General features: G+C 65.6%; 11 protein-coding genes. 6 read left to right on the top strand and 5 right to left on the bottom strand.

All coding sequences use genetic code 11. The features are described from left to right. Window positions 1-25 precede the first annotated feature (25 nt). Window positions 26-385, top strand: a complete 360-nt coding sequence (gene folB, locus OY559_RS01130; protein ID WP_277728279.1) for a dihydroneopterin aldolase — start codon at window positions 26-28, stop codon at window positions 383-385. A gap of 4 nt (window positions 386-389) precedes the next feature. Next, complete coding sequence (gene folK, locus OY559_RS01135) at window positions 390-887, top strand: 2-amino-4-hydroxy-6-hydroxymethyldihydropteridine diphosphokinase (protein ID WP_277728281.1); 498 nt, start codon at window positions 390-392, stop codon at window positions 885-887. A 92-nt stretch (window positions 888-979) separates the two neighbouring features. On the opposite strand, the gene OY559_RS01140 is transcribed toward folK, so the two are convergent. Beyond that, entirely contained in the window at window positions 980-1,720 is a 741-nt protein-coding gene (locus OY559_RS01140) for a pteridine reductase (protein ID WP_277728282.1), read from the bottom strand. Window positions 1,721-1,904: 184 nt separating this feature from the next. Here OY559_RS01140 and OY559_RS01145 point away from each other — a divergent pair, with 184 nt between their 5' ends. Together OY559_RS01145 and OY559_RS01150 are read left to right on the top strand one after the other, a co-directional pair. Continuing rightward, window positions 1,905-3,362, top strand: coding sequence for a circularly permuted type 2 ATP-grasp protein (locus OY559_RS01145; RefSeq protein ID WP_277728284.1), 1,458 nt, complete (start codon window positions 1,905-1,907; stop codon window positions 3,360-3,362). Further along, a complete protein-coding gene (locus OY559_RS01150) occupies window positions 3,362-4,303 on the top strand; it encodes an alpha-E domain-containing protein (RefSeq protein ID WP_277728285.1) in 942 nt (313 codons plus the stop codon). The genes OY559_RS01145 and OY559_RS01150 overlap by 1 nt, the downstream gene beginning before the upstream one ends. A 170-nt stretch (window positions 4,304-4,473) precedes the next feature. Here OY559_RS01150 and OY559_RS01155 read toward each other — a convergent pair whose 3' ends face one another. Next, the gene (locus OY559_RS01155) at window positions 4,474-5,304 is read right to left on the bottom strand and encodes a proteasome-type protease (RefSeq protein ID WP_277728287.1); all 831 of its coding nucleotides are present in this window, start codon (window positions 5,302-5,304) and stop codon (window positions 4,474-4,476) included. Between the two features lie 119 nt (window positions 5,305-5,423). Here OY559_RS01155 and OY559_RS01160 point away from each other — a divergent pair, with 119 nt between their 5' ends. Both OY559_RS01160 and OY559_RS01165 read left to right on the top strand, forming a co-directional pair. After that, window positions 5,424-6,608 carry a class I SAM-dependent methyltransferase gene (locus OY559_RS01160; protein ID WP_277728288.1) on the top strand — a complete coding sequence of 395 codons (1,185 nt, stop codon included), beginning with the start codon at window positions 5,424-5,426 and terminating at the stop codon, window positions 6,606-6,608. A 5-nt stretch (window positions 6,609-6,613) separates the two neighbouring features. Continuing rightward, window positions 6,614-6,997 (top strand): VanZ family protein, encoded by a 384-nt coding sequence (locus tag OY559_RS01165; RefSeq protein WP_277729878.1) that lies wholly within the window; start codon window positions 6,614-6,616, stop codon window positions 6,995-6,997. Window positions 6,998-7,038: 41 nt separating this feature from the next. Here OY559_RS01165 and OY559_RS01170 read toward each other — a convergent pair whose 3' ends face one another. The 3 genes from OY559_RS01170 to OY559_RS01180 form a co-directional block, all read right to left on the bottom strand. After that, window positions 7,039-9,375 (bottom strand): beta-N-acetylhexosaminidase, encoded by a 2,337-nt coding sequence (locus tag OY559_RS01170; protein ID WP_277728290.1) that lies wholly within the window; start codon window positions 9,373-9,375, stop codon window positions 7,039-7,041. A 104-nt stretch (window positions 9,376-9,479) separates the two neighbouring features. Continuing rightward, window positions 9,480-12,260: a TonB-dependent receptor gene (locus OY559_RS01175; protein ID WP_277728291.1), complete on the bottom strand. Its 2,781-nt coding sequence runs from the start codon at window positions 12,258-12,260 to the stop codon at window positions 9,480-9,482. A gap of 201 nt (window positions 12,261-12,461) precedes the next feature. After that, window positions 12,462-15,146, bottom strand: a complete 2,685-nt coding sequence (locus OY559_RS01180; RefSeq protein ID WP_277728293.1) for a TonB-dependent receptor — start codon at window positions 15,144-15,146, stop codon at window positions 12,462-12,464. Between the last annotated feature and the right edge of the window lie 103 nt (window positions 15,147-15,249).

Below are 15,249 nucleotides of genomic sequence, written 5' to 3' on the forward strand. Positions count from 1 at the left end.
CCATCACCCATCACGGCTTTCATCCATGGACACCGTTTTCATCGAAGACCTGCGCATCGAGACCGTCATCGGCATCTACGACTGGGAGCGCGAAATCCGCCAGACCGTGGCGCTGGACGTGGAGATGGCATTCGACAACCGCGTGCCCGCCGCCCGCGATGACATCGCACTGACGCTGGACTACAAGGCGGTGTCGAAGCGGCTGATCTCCTTCGTGGAGGAGGCAAGCTTCGGCCTGGTCGAGACCCTCGCGGAGCAGTGCGCGGCGATCATCCGCGACGAGTTCGGCGTGGCCTGGGTGCGGTTGAAGCTGAGCAAGCCCGGCGCGGTCACGGGTGCGCGCAACGTCGGTGTGCTGATCGAACGCGGCACGCGCCCGGTCTGACGCCGTGGGAACCGCCTACCTGAGCCTGGGCAGCAACGTCGAGCCCGAACGCCACCTCCATGCTGCCATTGCGGCGCTGCGCGAACGCTTCGGGGACATCCGCCTGTCGCCGATCTACCGCACACGCTCGGTCGGCTTCGATGGCACCGACTTCCTCAACGCCGCCGCCGTGATCGACAGCGATCTGGATCCGCTCGCATTGAACGACTGGTTGCATGCGCTCGAAGACGCGCACGGTCGCGACCGCAGCGGTCCGCGCTTCTCCGACCGCACGCTCGACATCGATATCGTGTTCTACGACGACCTGGTGATGCAGGGGCCGGGCAACCTGCGCCTGCCGCGCGACGAACTGAAGCATGCCTTCGTGCTGCTGCCGCTGGTCGACATCGCGCCCGACATGGTCGATCCGCGCAGTGGGCGCACGCTCGCGGCGCTGTGGCGCGAACACCCGGAACACGAGGTGCCCCCGCAGGCCGTACCACTGGACAACGCAACCCCGTAGGGCCGGGCTTGCTCGGCTCCTCGATCCTGGGGCTCGATGGGCGCAGCGGAGCAAGCTCCGCGCTACGGTGGCGGCCGGTGAGGGTTCCGGGCTCAGCCGATCGAGCGTCCGCCGTCCACGTGGATCACCTGTCCGGTGACGTAGCCGGCGGCGTCGCCCAGCAGCCACGCCACCGTGCCGGCGATATCGTCCGGATTCCCGACGCGACCCAGCGGCGTCAGCGCCAGCAAGCGCGCCTGCACGTCGGGATCGATCCCGGCATCCGGCCACAGGATCGCGCCGGGCGACACCGCATTCACCCGCACATCCGGTGCCAGCGACACCGCCAGTCCGCGCGACACCGCCAGCAGCGCCGCCTTGGATGCGGCATACACCGCCAGGTCCGCGCGTGGCTTCTCGGCATAGACGTCGGCGATGTTGATGATCGCGCCGCGTGCGGCACGCAGGTGCGGCGCCGCCGCTTGCGACAGGAAGAACGGCGCGCGCGCGTTCACCGCGAACAAGTCTTCCCATTGCGCCGGCGTGGCGGTGCCGGCCGGCGTGGGATAGAACGCCGATGCGTTGTTGACCAGCGCGTCCATGCGGCCGAAGTGGCCCACGGTCTTCGCCACCAGCTCCGGCAGGCGGTCGAACACGGCCAGGTCCGCCTGCAGCATCAGGGTGCTGCCGCTGCGCGTCGTTTCCAACTCTGCGACCAGCGAGCGCATGTCGTCGATCGAGCCGCGGTAGTGCAGGGCGAGGTCACAGCCTTCGGCATGCAGCCGTCGCGCAATCGCCGCGCCCACGCGACGGGCGGCACCGGTGACCAGGACGACGCGGCGCGATGTGGGCATGACGGATTCCATGGCGGGAGCCGGCATTGTCCCTGCTTTGCACCGCAATGGCGCAATCAGGCGGCCAGGAATGTGAGTCGAATCCATCCCGCCGCGGAAGCTTGACGACGTGCACGGTTAGCGTGCATGTTGCGATGCATCACCCTTCGCCGGATGCGCCGGCCAGGGACAACGGAAAGGGCGAATGGACTGGGCGAAGTACCGCACCACGACCTTTGACGAACTCATCCAGGCCGATGGACGGCCGCGTCCGGCCGCACGCCGGTTGGTGGAGTACCTGGCGGGTCTCTCCGGTCGCGAACTGGCCGAACGCCAGCTCGCCGCCGACGTGGTGGCGCGCGTGCAGGGCATCACCTTCACCGTGTATTCCGATGGCCGCAACGTCGACCGCACGCTGCCGTTCGACCTGATCCCGCGCATCATCCCGCTCAGCGAGTGGCAACGCACCGAGGCCGGGCTGAAACAGCGCATGCGCGCGCTGAACCTGTTCATCGGCGACATCTACGGCAAGCAGCAGATCGTCAAGGACAAGGTGTTCCCGGCGATGCTGCTGAAGGACTCGGTGAACTTCCGCGAGCAGTGCGTCGGTGTCACGCCGCCACTTGGCGTATGGGCGCACATCTGCGGTTCGGACCTGGTGCGCGACGGCGATGGCACGCTGTACGCGCTGGAAGACAACCTGCGCATCCCGTCCGGCGTCAGCTACATGCTGGAAAACCGCATGGTGGCCAAGCGGGTGTTCCCGGAGCTGTTCGGGACCAGCTCGATCCTGCCGGTGGACGAGTATCCGTCGCAGCTGTACGACACCCTGGCGGCCTTGTCGCCACGCCCCGGCAACACCCCCGTCATCGCGCTGCTGACACCGGGCGTGTTCAACAGTGCGTACTTCGAGCATGCCTACCTCGCGCAGGCCATGGGCATCGAACTGGTCGAAGGCAGCGACCTGTTCGTCGCCGACGATGACTGCACCTACATGCGGACCGTATACGGTCCGCAACGCGTGGACGTGATCTATCGCCGGGTCGATGACCTGTTCATCGATCCGGACGTATTCCATCCCGAATCCGTGCTCGGCGTGCCTGGACTGATCCGCAGCTGGCGCGCGGGCAAGGTGGCGCTGGCGAACGCGCCCGGTGCCGGCGTGGCCGACGACAAGGTGGTCTTCGCCTACGTGCCGAAGATGATCAAGTACTACCTGGACGAGGACCCCATCCTGCCCAACGTGCCCAGCTACCTGTGCCACAACGCGAAGGAGCGCAAGTACGTGCTGGAGAACATCGAGAAGCTGGTGGTGAAGCCGGCGAACGAATCCGGCGGTTACGGCATGCTGATCGGCCCGCGCTCGACCAAGCGCCAGCGCGAGAAGTTCAAGGCGCTGATCGAGGCGAATCCGCGCAACTACATGGCGCAGCCCACGCTGGCGCTGTCCACCGCGCCCATCGTCACCAAGCAGGGGCCTTCGCCCCGCCACATCGACCTGCGGCCGTTCGTCCTGTCGCGCGAGGACACTTACGTCACCACGGGAGGGCTGACGCGCGTGGCGATGGTGAAGGGCTCGCTGGTGGTCAATTCATCGCAGGGTGGCGGCGCGAAGGACACCTGGGTGGTCGATCTGTCCGACCACGACGAGGAGGCCGCCTGATGCTGTCGCGCGTCGCCGACAACCTGTTCTGGTTCAGCCGCTACGTGCGGCGCGCCGAGAACACCGCGCGCCTGGTGGGCGTGGGCAGCCAGTTGCAACTGGACATGCCGCGCTCTGTCCGCTTCACATGGCGGCCGATGATCGATACCGTCGGCGCCGGGCCGTATTTCGAGGAATGCCATCCCGGCGCCGGCCATGATGCCGCCGACGTGGACGTGATCCATTTCCTGCTGCTGGACGAACGCAATCCGTCGTCGCTGCGCACCTCGGTGGATTCGGCGCGCGAGATCCTGCGCAGCATCCGCGACAGCCTGCCGCAGGATGTGTGGGAAGCCATCAACGACCTGCACCTGTACATCGGCGCACACGGCGAGCGCAGCCTGAGCCGGCGCTACCGCATCGAGTTCCTCAATCGCATCATCGATGGCTGCCTGAAGGTGTCGGGCCTGCTCAGCGCGAATGTCAGCCGCGACATCGGCTACCAATTCCTGCGCCTCGGCACGGCGCTGGAACAGGCCGACATGACCACGCGCATCATCGATGCCGGCGCGTCGGGGCTGGTGACGCCGCGCAACGAGGATGACCGTGAGGCCTTCCAGAACATGCAGTGGATGAGCGTGCTGCGCTCGCTGGCCGGCTACCAGATGTTCCGTCGCCACGTGCGCCAGCGCGTCACCGCCGAACTGGCACTGCGCTTCCTGCTGCAGAACAACGAGTTTCCGCGCAGCGTGCAGTTCTGCCTGACGCGCGCTCAGAGCGTGCTGCCCACCATGCCGCCACGCCCCGGCGTGGACCGTCATCTCAACCGCCTGATCGGCATGACCCGCAATGCCGATCCGGTTTCGCTCGCGGCACGCAATCCTGCGCCCTTCATGGACCAGATCCAGGTGCATCTGAGTTCCCTGCATGCGGCCATCGCGGAAGGCTATTTCCATGGGTGAGGACGCGGCATTCTGTAGGAGCGACGTAAGTCGCGACCGCACGCCCAATCGTCCCGGCACCGCGACCAAGCGAGAGCGCCGGACGACCGGCTGCTGCGCATGATCCAAACGTTGGCGAAAGCATCGGCCGTGCGGTCGCGACTTACGTCGCTCCTACAATCGCGGGGACGTTACTGCTGCCCCTGTGCGTCGCCGGGATCCTGCCGCGACGGTGCGCGCCGCGGCGGCATCGCTGGCAGCGGGCCCGTGGGCGCTTCGCGCTCCTGCTGCGGTTCCCAGGGAAACCGCGGCAGGCTGTGCACGGCCGCCTCCAGCTTGCGCGACCACGTGTCGTGGATCTCGGCGTACAGCGGCGTGTCCGCTTCCAGCCGCACCTTCTGGCTGATCTTCAGATCGCCTGCGCGCAGCAGCGCCATGTCCACCGGCATGCCGACCGACAGGTTGGAGCGGATGGTGGAATCCAGCGACACCAGTGCGCAGCGTGCGGCATCTTCCAGCGAGGTCTCGGGCCGGATGATGCGGTCGAGGATGGGCTTGCCGTACTTCGATTCGCCGATCTGGAGGTACGGCGTTTCCGGTGACGTGGCGATGCAGTTGCCCAGCGGATAGACCATGTACAGGCCGGGCCGTTCGCCCGCGATCTGGCCACCCAGGATCAACGTGGATTGCACGTTGACGCCGCTCTGCTGGGCATCGTCGATCACCCGCGCCTGGCTGGTGACCAGGGTTTCGCCGACATATTCGGCCACTTCGTACAGGTGCGAGAACGTGCGCAGGCTGCGCGGCGCATGCGGATCGTCCACGTCGCGCTGCAGCTTGGACAACGTGAGCTGGGTGGTGGCCAGGTTGCCGGCCGACATGATGACGAATACGCGGTCGCCCGGCCATTCGAACACGTGCAGCTTGCGGTACACGCGCACATCGTCGAACGAAGCGCTGGTGCGGGTATCCGCGGCGAAGACCAGGCCTTCGTTGACTTCGATGCCGACGCAATAGGTCATGGCGTGTCCGTTGCTGCTGTGCACCACGATTCTATGCGTGGCCCCGGGGGTTGGCTAGGGCTGCGGTGCCAATGTGAATCGGCCCGTACAATGACGTGGTTTCCCGCTCCAGGTGCGTCATGCAGGCTGATCTACCCGTTCCCGACGATGCGGCACAGGCCCATAGCGAGCGCCTGGCTGCGCTGATCCGCGCCGAAATCGCCGCAGAGGGCGGCAGCATGCCGTTCTCACGGTTCATGGAGCGCAGCCTCTACGCGCCCGGACTGGGCTACTACAGCGCGGGCAGCACCAAGTTCGGCGAGGCCGGTGATTTCACGACGGCGCCGGAGTTGGGGCCGCTGTTCGCCAGTTGCGTGGCGCAGGCGGTGGCGCCGGTGTTGCAGCAACTGGGTCCGGAGGCCGGATTCGTGGAGATCGGCGGCGGCAGCGGCGCCTTCGCCGAGATCATGCTCAAGCGGTTGCTGGAGCTGGATGCGCTGCCTGCGCGCTACGCGATCCTCGAACCCAGCGCCGATCTGCGCGAGCGCCAGCGCGAGCGACTGGAGCAACGCCTGATTCCGCCGGTCTTCGACCTGCTCGAATGGCTCGACGGTCCGCCGTCCGAAACCTGGGATGGCGTGTTGTTCGCCAACGAAGTGATCGACGCCCTGCCGACGCCGCGCTTCACGCTGCGCGATGGCGAAGTGTTCGAGGAAGCCGTCGCGCTGGATGGCGCAGGGCGTTTCATGCGCACCGATCGCCCGGCCGATGCATTGCTCGCCGCGGCCGTACGGCACGTCGAGCGCTATCTCGAACAACCGTTTCCCGATGGCTACCGTTCGGAATTGCTGCCGCAGCTGCCGTACTGGATCCAGGCGGTGATGGGGGGACTGGATCGCGGCGCGATGCTGTTCGCCGATTACGGCTACACGCGCCGCGAGTTCTACCAGCCCGACCGCGACGACGGCACCCTGCGTGCGTATTACCGGCACCGCGTGCACAACGATGCCTACCTGTGGCCGGGCCTTCAGGACATCACCGCCTCGGTGGATTTCACCGCGTTGGCGGAAGCCGGTACGCAGGCAGGCTTCGACATGGCGGGTTACACCACGCAGGCCAATTTCCTGCTCGGCAACGGTCTGCAGGAGCGATTGAACGAAGCCGAAGCGCGCGCGGACGAGACCACGTTGTTGCGCCTGCGCAACGAAGCCAAGCGGTTGACCCTGCCCAGCGAGATGGGGGAACGGTTCCAGGTGATGGGTTTTTCGCGCGACGTGGAGTTCGGCGTGGCGTTCCTGTTCAACGATCTGAGCTGGCGCCTGTGAGCGGGATATTCGTGTTCAAGCCATTTCGCCGTCCGCGGCTGTGGCTGGCGCTGTGGTTGGTGGCGGTCACGACGGTGGTCGTGCTGTCGCTGGTGAATCTCAGTGGATTGCCGCCGGTGCCGGAAGGCGGCGACAAGGTGGAGCACTTCCTGGCGTACGCACTGCTTTCCGCGTCGTCCGTGCAACTGTTCGCCAAACGCCGCGCGTGCCTGCTCATCGCCCTGCTGCTGGTCGCGCTGGGGATCGGCCTGGAGTTCGCGCAAGGAATGCTGACCAGCACGCGCATGGCCGACCCGCGTGATGCGGTGGCGAACACGCTGGGCGTGCTGGCGGGCCTAGCGACGATGATCACGCCGCTGCGCGACCTGCTGCTCCGCCTGCGCGGATGATGGCAGGAGGGGCTGAAGCCCCTCCTGCAGGGTCATGAAGGTTAACGGGGCTGCAGCGTGATCCGGTCCAGGACCCACATCTGTGGGCGCGTGTCGCCGGTGAAACGCACGCACAGGTCCTGCTTGCCGGACGTGCCGGACGGCAACGGTGCTTCTAGATCGAGGAAACCATCGGCGTTCGGTGCAGCAGGCAATGCCACCGTCGCCAGCGTATGGCCCTTGCAGCCGCCGCCCAGGATCTCAAGTTCGCCCAGTGGCGACTTCGCCGGTTCGAACGTGCGGTGCGGCTCGTCGTGCGCCAGCTGGAAGTAGTACGGGATGCGGCCCGCGCGCACCTTGATCGACGCGATGCCGTCCAGGTTGGCCTGGTTCCACTGCCAGCACGGATAGAAGATCGTCGCGTTGAAGATCGCCCGCTCGCCGTCCGCCGGGCCGTCGTCTTCCAGCCGCAGCAGCAGGCGTCCGGCGTCCGGACAGACGGCCATCGCCTCGTCGGTGCGCGTCATCAGTGACGCCGGCGTGATCTCGAACGTGGAAGGCGATGCCAGCGCGCGACCGTCGGCGAATGCGGCGGCGCGCACGGTGGCCGGCAGTTTCAGCTCCAGCGGCGCGGCGAATGTCGCCGACGCCTGCGTCGGTTCGCTGCCATCGGTGGTGTAGTGCACGGGGTAGTCGAGCGGGTTGGACAGCGTGACCTTCGCAGTGCCGGCCTTGCGGTCTTCGTCGATGGCGATCAGCGGCTCGAACGGCGTCTTCGCATAGCCCAGTCCGATGGCGTCGTACCGCTTCAACTGCGTGGGCAGGCGGGCGGTGAAGCTGGCGAAGTCCTTCTTCGCGGCCGGGGTCCAACCGGTTTCCGCCACGGCGGCCAGCCGTGGGAAGGCGTTGTGCTGCAGGCGGGCGAAGGTACGCGTGTGTTCGGTCCACAGGTTGGCCTGGATGCCGAGGATGTGGTGGCGCTGGCTTGCTTCCAGTGCCGGCGGCACCGGGTCGAAGCCGTAGACATCCTGCAGCGTGATCAGTGCGGGGCGACCCGGGGGTTCGTTCGGCGAGGCGGTCTGCAGATAGTCGAGGTAGGTCTTGTTGGACGGCGACATCACCACGTCGTGGCCCTGGCGTGCGGCCTGCAGGCCGCCTTCGATGCCGCGCCACGACATCACCGTGGCTTCGGGCGGCAGCTTGGCCTCCAGGATCTCGTCCCAGCCGATCAGGCGCTTGCCGTGCGAGGCGAGGTACTTCTCCAGGCGTTCGACCAGATACCCCTGCAGGTCCATTTCGGTCTTCGCGCCGACCTGGCGCATGCGGGCCTGTTCGCGCGCGGAAGCTTCCCACTGGTCCTTCACCGCTTCGTCGCCGCCGATGTGCACGTAGGTGCCGGGGAACAGCGTGACCACTTCGCCCAGTACGTTCTCAAGGAAGGTGATGGTGCCTTCTTCGACATTGACCAGGTTCGGGAACACGCCCCATTCGTTCGACGGCACCAGCGGCGAGTCGATCGAGCCCAGCTCCGGATAGGCCGCAATGGCGGCGGTCGCGTGGCCAGGCACGTTGATTTCCGGCACCACGGTGATGTGGCGCTCGGCGGCATACTTCACCACGTCGCGGATCTGGTCCTGCGTGTAGAAGCCGCAGTACGGGCGTGGCTCGCCCGTCTTCGGGTCCTTGCCGCCATCACCGGCGGGGATGCGGCAGCCACCGATTCCGGTGAGCTTGGGATACTGCTTGATCTCGATGCGCCAGCCCTGGTCGTCGGTCAGGTGCCAGTGCAGGGTATTGAGCTTGTGCAGGGCCATCGCGTCGATGATCTTCTTGACGTCATCGACCTGCTGGAAATGGCGTGCCGGGTCCAGCATGAAGCCGCGCCAGCCGAAGCGGGGCGCGTCCTCGATATGCAGCGCCGGCAGCGTAACGCCGCCCTTGTCGCCCTGGGTGGCGAGCTGCCACAGCGTGACCGCACCGTAGAACAGGCCACGCTCGTCGTGCGCCTTCACGGTGATGCCGTCGGGCGTGACGTCGAGCGAGTAGGCTTCCGGGTTCTGCTTATCCGTGCTGGCCGACTCCAGCACGAAGCGGATCACGCCCTTGCCCTCGTCCTGCGTGGTGGCCAGTGCGGGCCCACCTGCCGACTGCAGATAGGCCGCGAATTGCCGTGCGACGCGCGTTGCGGCTTCGCCGCTGGCGGCCAGGCGCGTGTCCGCAGTGATGGCAAAGGCACCTTCGCCCGTCTGCAGTGCGGCAGGCGCGGGGATCAGTGACGGAGTGATGGGCGCAGACGTGGTCGCGTCGGTGTCGTCACCCGCCTTCGGCGAGCAGCCGGTCAGGGCGAGCAGGGCGAAGGCCAGTCCGGCCAGGGCGCGATGGGCGATGGGTCGTTTCATCGGTGTCCTCGGTAGCGATGGGCACAGCATGCCGAAAAAAAAGCGGGCCCGGACAAGTCCAGGCCCGTGAGGGAACTGCAATCCGCCGGAGCGGTGGAGAGAACTCAGAACTGGAAGCGCAGCGACGCCATGTAGCGACGACCCGTGCGGTAGGCGCCGCGGGTCAGGCGTTCGTCCGTGGCATAGCTGTGGTAGACCTCGTCCAGCAGGTTCATGCCTTCGAGGCTGACCGTCATGTAGTCGTTGATCTTGAAGCCGACCGACGCATCCAGCGACGCATAATCGCGGGTCCACAGGTCGTCACCGCGGTCCACTTGGGTGAAGTACTTGGAGCGCCAGGAGTAGGTGATGCGCGCATTCCAGCGGTCGTTCTCGAAGAACGGGCTGATGTTGACCTGGTTCTCCGAGTTGTACGGCAATGGACGACCTGTATCCGATTCTGCGTCGGCGTAGGTGTAGTTGGCGATCACGCCCAGGCCGTTGTCGAAGTTCTGCTGATACGCCAGCGCGACGCCCTTGACCTTGGCCGAGCCGGCGTTGAAGGGACGGGCCACCTGGTAGGTGGTGTCGGCCTGCTGCGCCTGGTTGAAATGCACTTCCGGGCGCGTCGACACCAGGATGTAGCTGCCGATGTCCTTGTAGAACACCGAGCCGGAAAGGATCGCGTTCTCGGCGAAATACCACTCGGCCGCGGCATCCAGGTTGGTGGATTCATACGGGTCAAGGTCCGGATTGCCGCCGCCGCCGGTCAGCGTCTGGTCGCCCAGCCATAGGTAGGTCGACATGTCGCCGTAGTTCGGACGCGAGATGACCTTGGCCGCCGACGCGCGCAGAACCAGTTCGTCGGTAGCTTCGAACACCAGGTTCACGTTGGGCAGGAAGTCGTTGTACTTCTTCCTGGTGCTCGCCCAGGCGTAGGACGTGGCCGGGCACGGGCTGACGTTGACGGTGCATGCCCAGCTGCCACTGTCCGACTCGGTCTGCACGTAGCGCACGCCGACATTGCCGCGCAGTCGCTCCCAGCTGAAGTCGGCCTGCACGTAGGCGGCCTTGATGTCCTCTTCGATGGTCCAGGTATTCGCGGCGAAGGAGGGGTCGTTGAACGTGCTCGGCGTCGGCATGGTCTGCCACGGCGCCAGCCAGTCGCCGCTGAGGATGTAGTCGGCCAGTGCCCAACCGTCGATGGTGAAGCGGTTGTTGAGGTCGCCCACGCCGTTGAAGCCGCTCAGGTAGTTGCTCGGAAGCGGGCGAGGATCGAACTGCGCGGCCGAGGCATCGCCGTAACCCGCCACCGCGGCCAGCGATACGCCACCCATCACCTGCGAGGTTTCATGGCTGCGCTGCTTGTAGCCGAAGCGCAACAGGTAGAACGGCGAATCCAGCTTGATGCCGAAGTCGACCTGCCCGTACGTTTCCTCGTCCTTCGTCGGCTTGAAGACGATGTTGCCGCCCCAGCCCGGGTTCCACGTCGCGGCACTGTTCGGGTCGCTGCCCCAGCCGCCATCCATGCGGAATGCGCTCGGGTCCAGGAAGGGATTGGTGCCATGGAACACCACGCTGCCCGGATTGCCCGGCGCGCCGCTGATGTCGTAGGTGTAGTCCGACCAGTTGAGGAACTCGCCGAACACCTGCTGGCCGGTTCCGCCCGTGGCCTCGCTGGTGCCGAGTTCGGTGGAGACGAACCAGCGCTCGGCGTTCCACTTGGCCTTCAGATCGTAGGAGTCGGTTTCGACCGTCGCCTTGCGGTTGATCAGGTCGTAGACCACCAGCGCGTTGTCGAACGTGCCGCGGGTGATGACGCCGTCTTCGATGGTGACGTCGGTGAGGTTCATCAGGCCGTTCCATGCATTGCCCATGAAGGCGAACATGGAATGGCTCATGTTGTCGTAGCCGGCTTTGACCTTCAGCGCGTTGAACTCGATGTCCAGCTCTTCGACCGGCTTGAACTGCAGCGCCAGCGAGTAGGTGTCGCGTTTGCGCTCCTGCTCGAAGTAGTGCGCGCTCAGCGAGTTCGGGCCACGGGCGGTGAGGTTGTTCTGCAGCGCGTCTTCGCATGCGTCCACGCAGACCTGCGGTTTCGGAGCGCCGACGGACCAGTCCATCGGACGGTTGTTGACCGAACCGCCGCCGCCCTGGCCATCGCGGTAGTCGAGTGCGCTGACGGAACCGTAGGACTCAACGCCGTCGCGGCGGATGTTCTCGGTGGAGGTCTGCGCAGAGACAAGCACGCCGAAGGTGCTGGCATCGTTCTTCCAACTGTACATCAGCGATGCCTGCGGGTCGTTCTCCTTCACCCGGTCGTTCCACAGGTAGCTGACCTGGCCGGACACGCTGTTGGCTTCCAGGTCCAGTGGCTTGCGCGTGGTGACGATCACCGTGCCGCCGATCGAACCCTCGTCGATGTGCGCTTCGGGCGACTTGTAGACCTCGACCTTGCCGACGATCTGCGGCGCCAGCAGCGAATAGTTGAACGTGCGGCCTGGCTGGTCGGCGATGAACCAGTCTGCCGACGCGACCGTCTGGCCATTGAGCAGCGTGCGGTTCAGGGCGGGATCCGTACCCAGGATGCTGACTTTCTCGCCCTGGCCGAAGGCCTTGTCGATGGTCACGCCCGGGATGATCGTCATCGCTTCGGCCACGTTGGTGGCCGGGAACTTGCCCACATCTTCCGCGGTGATCACGTCGATGATGGCGTCGGCGTTGCGCTTGGTATCCAGTGCCTGCTGAAGGCTGGCGCGGATACCGACCACGGTGACACGGTCCAGCTCGGTGGCTTCGTCACTGCTGGCTGCAGCAGGTGCTGTGGCCTCCTGCGCCTGCGCATGCATGGCGAAGCCAAGGCACGTCACGATGGCGGCGGATAGAACGGTCTTGCGATGCTTCATGATGTCTCTCCCATCATTGCTCGAAGAATGTGCGGCCCGGTCCCGCGGCCGCTTGCGATGTGCCGGGTGGCGTCCCCACGCCATGCCCGTGATGCGCCTGTCCCGGCGCTCCCCTGGTTTTCTCCCATGCCGGCGCTTGGCCGTGCGTAAAGCGACAGACCGCCGCCGGCAGGCCAGGAGGCCTGCCGGCGGATGTCCCCATCAGAACTTGAAGCGGAAATTCAGGTAGTACTGGCGACCGTTCTTGTAGAAGGCATGCGGCAGGTAGCCGGGAACGGCATCGTTCTCGGTGTAGTACTTCAGCTCCGGATCGTTGAGGTTCAAGCCGTCCAGGCTGATCGTCAGCCAGTCGGTGGCCTTGAATCCCAGCGAGGCGGAGAGCGTGCCGAAATCATCCTGGTAGAAGTTGTCGGCGCGGCTCACGCCGGCATAGAACGAGCTGCGATAGCTGTAGTTCACGCGGGCGTTGAAGCGATCGTTCTCGTACCAGGCCGACAGGTTCCAGGTGTTCTCGGAGGTGCCGTTGAGCGGCTTGCCACCGCGGGCTTCGCCATCCACGTAGGTGTAGTTGGCGTTGATGCCGAAGTTGTCGCCGATGGGCTGTTCGTAAGTCAGTTCGACGCCCTTGACCTTGCCGCTGGAATTGACCGGAACCGAGACCAGGTAGTCGGCGTAGACATCCATGCCGGCGTCGATGCTGGCTTGCTGGTCCTTGTACTGGATGATCGTGTTGCCGAAATCCACGTAGCCATCCAGATCCATCGAGAACAGGCTGGCCGCCAGAAGCGCGCGTGGTGCGAAGTACCACTCCAGCGAAGCGTCGAAGTTCGTCGACACCAGAGGGTCGAGGTTCGGGTTTCCGCCGCTGCCTTCGTGGGTCAGGTCGTTCAGCGAGAGTGCGCCAGCCAGGGCCGAGAAGTCCGGGCGGGTCATGGTCTTGCTTGCCGACAGGCGTCCCACCAGTGCGTCGGTCAGTTCGAACCGGAAGTTCACGCTGGGCAGCAGCTCGTTGTAATCGTTGTCCACCCGCACCGGCAGGTAGGCGCCGAAATCCGAGCCACCGATTGCGCCGGGCACGCCCGGGGCGACGGACTGGTTGTACAGCACGTTGGTCTGCGTGCGCACATAGCGCAGGCCGGCGTTGCCGCTCCAGCGGTCGCCACGGAAGTTCAGCTGCGCATAGGCCGCATCGATGTCTTCGTCCACGCCATAGACGTTGCTGAAGTTGAAGCGTCCCGGATTGGCGCGATTGGCGAAGCGCGCATTGATTTCCGCCAGCTGCGCCGGCGTGTAGTACCAGATCCCGGACGGCACGTTGCCGCCGATGCCGAAATCACCCGGGTAGGCGCCACCCGCGCCCGGATAGGCGGTGATGTCCTGCCAGTTGCTGGCCCAGTTCGGGCCCTGGCCGATGGACATGTCGTTGCTGCGCTCGTGGGTGGCGCGGCGATAACCGAAGTCCAGCGAGGACAGGACGTCGCCATCGAAGAAGAACTGGCCGTCCACCGAGCCCCAGTCTTCCTTGTCCAGCACGTCGATGCCCTGGTCACCGAAGATCCAGCCGTTCTGCGGCAGATGGTTCGCCGCCGTGTTGGTGCCGCCCAGCGACCAGTCGATGGGATTGCCGGCGCCATTCATGCTCCAGCTGGCACCGGCATTGCCGGCCAGGCCGGTTTCCAGGACGTCCTGCGTTGGACTGGAGCCGCTGCCCTTGGTGGTGCCGGCCTGGAACACGAATTTCAGCGCATCGCTGGCATTCCACTCTGCGTCCAGCGCGATGTACTTCGAGGTGGAGACCGCGCCGGGGCGGGAGATCATGTCGTACACGCCGTAAGGCGTGACCGTGGTGGAGGTGACCGGGTCATAGGTGGCGCTGGTCAGCACGCCGTTCTGCACCGTATAGCTGCTGGGCGTCTGCGAGTTGACGAACTGGCTGGCCCACATCATGTAGTTGCGGTTGTAGTTGTCCGCTTCCAGACGGGAGTAGAACGCGTTGACGTTGAGGGTCAGGTTGTCGGTGACCTTCGCTTCGATGTTGGCCACACCGCCCTTGCGCTTGCGTACCTGCTCGAAGAACGCGGCGCCGATCAGATTGGGGTAAAGCACGCCATCGAGTTCGGGGTTGCTTGAGCTGATGGTGCCATAGCCACCCACCACTTCCTGGCCGTCGCGGCGAAGGCTGCGTTCTTCGTTGAACACTTGAATCATGAAGCCGGCTGTACGCTCTTCGTTACGCCAGTTCAGCAGTGCGTCGAACTGCGGCTTGGTGTCGCCCGGCAGATCGGAATGCACCGCGCCGATGGAGCCCTGGATGGTGAGTGGATCGGCGAACTGCAGCGGGCGGCGGGTGATGATGTTCACCGAGCCGGCGGTGCCGCCTTCGACCAGCTTCGCTTCGGAGGTCTTGTGCACCACGACGCGGTCCACGATCTCGGACGGATACAGCGAATAGCTCACGCTGCGGCCGACATTGGCCACCTGGCTGAGCACGAACCAGTCGCCGGTGCCGATGGTGTGGCCGTTGACGAGGGTCTGGGTGAGGCTGGGGTTGGTGCCGCGCAGGCTGACGCGGTCGGCCTCGTCGAAGCCGCCTTCGCTGGCGCTGGACGATGCAATGTTGACGCCGGGAAGCTGGCGCAAGGTGTCGGCCACGTTCTTGGCCGGCAGCTTGCCTACATCTTCGGCGGTTACGACTTCGACGTGCGTAGCGGCGTCGCGTTTCGCGTCGAGCGCTTTCTCGATGCTGCCCCGGATGCCGGTGACGATCACCGTATCGAGGTCTGTCGCTTGCGGATCGGCCGGTTGAGCGTCCTGCGCATGGGCCTGCACGGCCATGCCGAGGCAGGTCGCGACGGCGGCGGAAAGAATGGATCTGCGGTGCTTCATGACGTCTCTCCCATCATTTTCTGAGTTTTCGGCAGCTCGCTCGCGCTGTTCCGCCGTGCTTGGTTGGTTCCGGTTTGCGGGGCGATGCGCCAGCCCTGGCGTC

Source organism: Pseudoxanthomonas sp. SE1, from assembly GCF_029542205.1.
Taxonomy (GTDB): Bacteria; Pseudomonadota; Gammaproteobacteria; order Xanthomonadales; family Xanthomonadaceae; genus Pseudoxanthomonas_A.

What these genes read in the sequence shown, in the direction of transcription:
- OY559_RS01155 (WP_277728287.1), bottom strand. Translation starts at nt 5,304, where the DNA reads ATGACCTATTGCGTCGGCATCGAAGTCAACGAAGGCCTGGTCTTCGCC.
- OY559_RS01175 (WP_277728291.1), bottom strand. Translation starts at nt 12,260, where the DNA reads ATGAAGCATCGCAAGACCGTTCTATCCGCCGCCATCGTGACGTGCCTT.
- OY559_RS01160 (WP_277728288.1), top strand. Translation starts at nt 5,424, where the DNA reads ATGCAGGCTGATCTACCCGTTCCCGACGATGCGGCACAGGCCCATAGC.
- OY559_RS01150 (WP_277728285.1), top strand. Translation starts at nt 3,362, where the DNA reads ATGCTGTCGCGCGTCGCCGACAACCTGTTCTGGTTCAGCCGCTACGTG.
- OY559_RS01170 (WP_277728290.1), bottom strand. Translation starts at nt 9,375, where the DNA reads ATGAAACGACCCATCGCCCATCGCGCCCTGGCCGGACTGGCCTTCGCC.
- OY559_RS01140 (WP_277728282.1), bottom strand. Translation starts at nt 1,720, where the DNA reads ATGCCCACATCGCGCCGCGTCGTCCTGGTCACCGGTGCCGCCCGTCGC.
- OY559_RS01145 (WP_277728284.1), top strand. Translation starts at nt 1,905, where the DNA reads ATGGACTGGGCGAAGTACCGCACCACGACCTTTGACGAACTCATCCAG.
- folB (WP_277728279.1), top strand. Translation starts at nt 26, where the DNA reads ATGGACACCGTTTTCATCGAAGACCTGCGCATCGAGACCGTCATCGGC.
- OY559_RS01180 (WP_277728293.1), bottom strand. Translation starts at nt 15,146, where the DNA reads ATGAAGCACCGCAGATCCATTCTTTCCGCCGCCGTCGCGACCTGCCTC.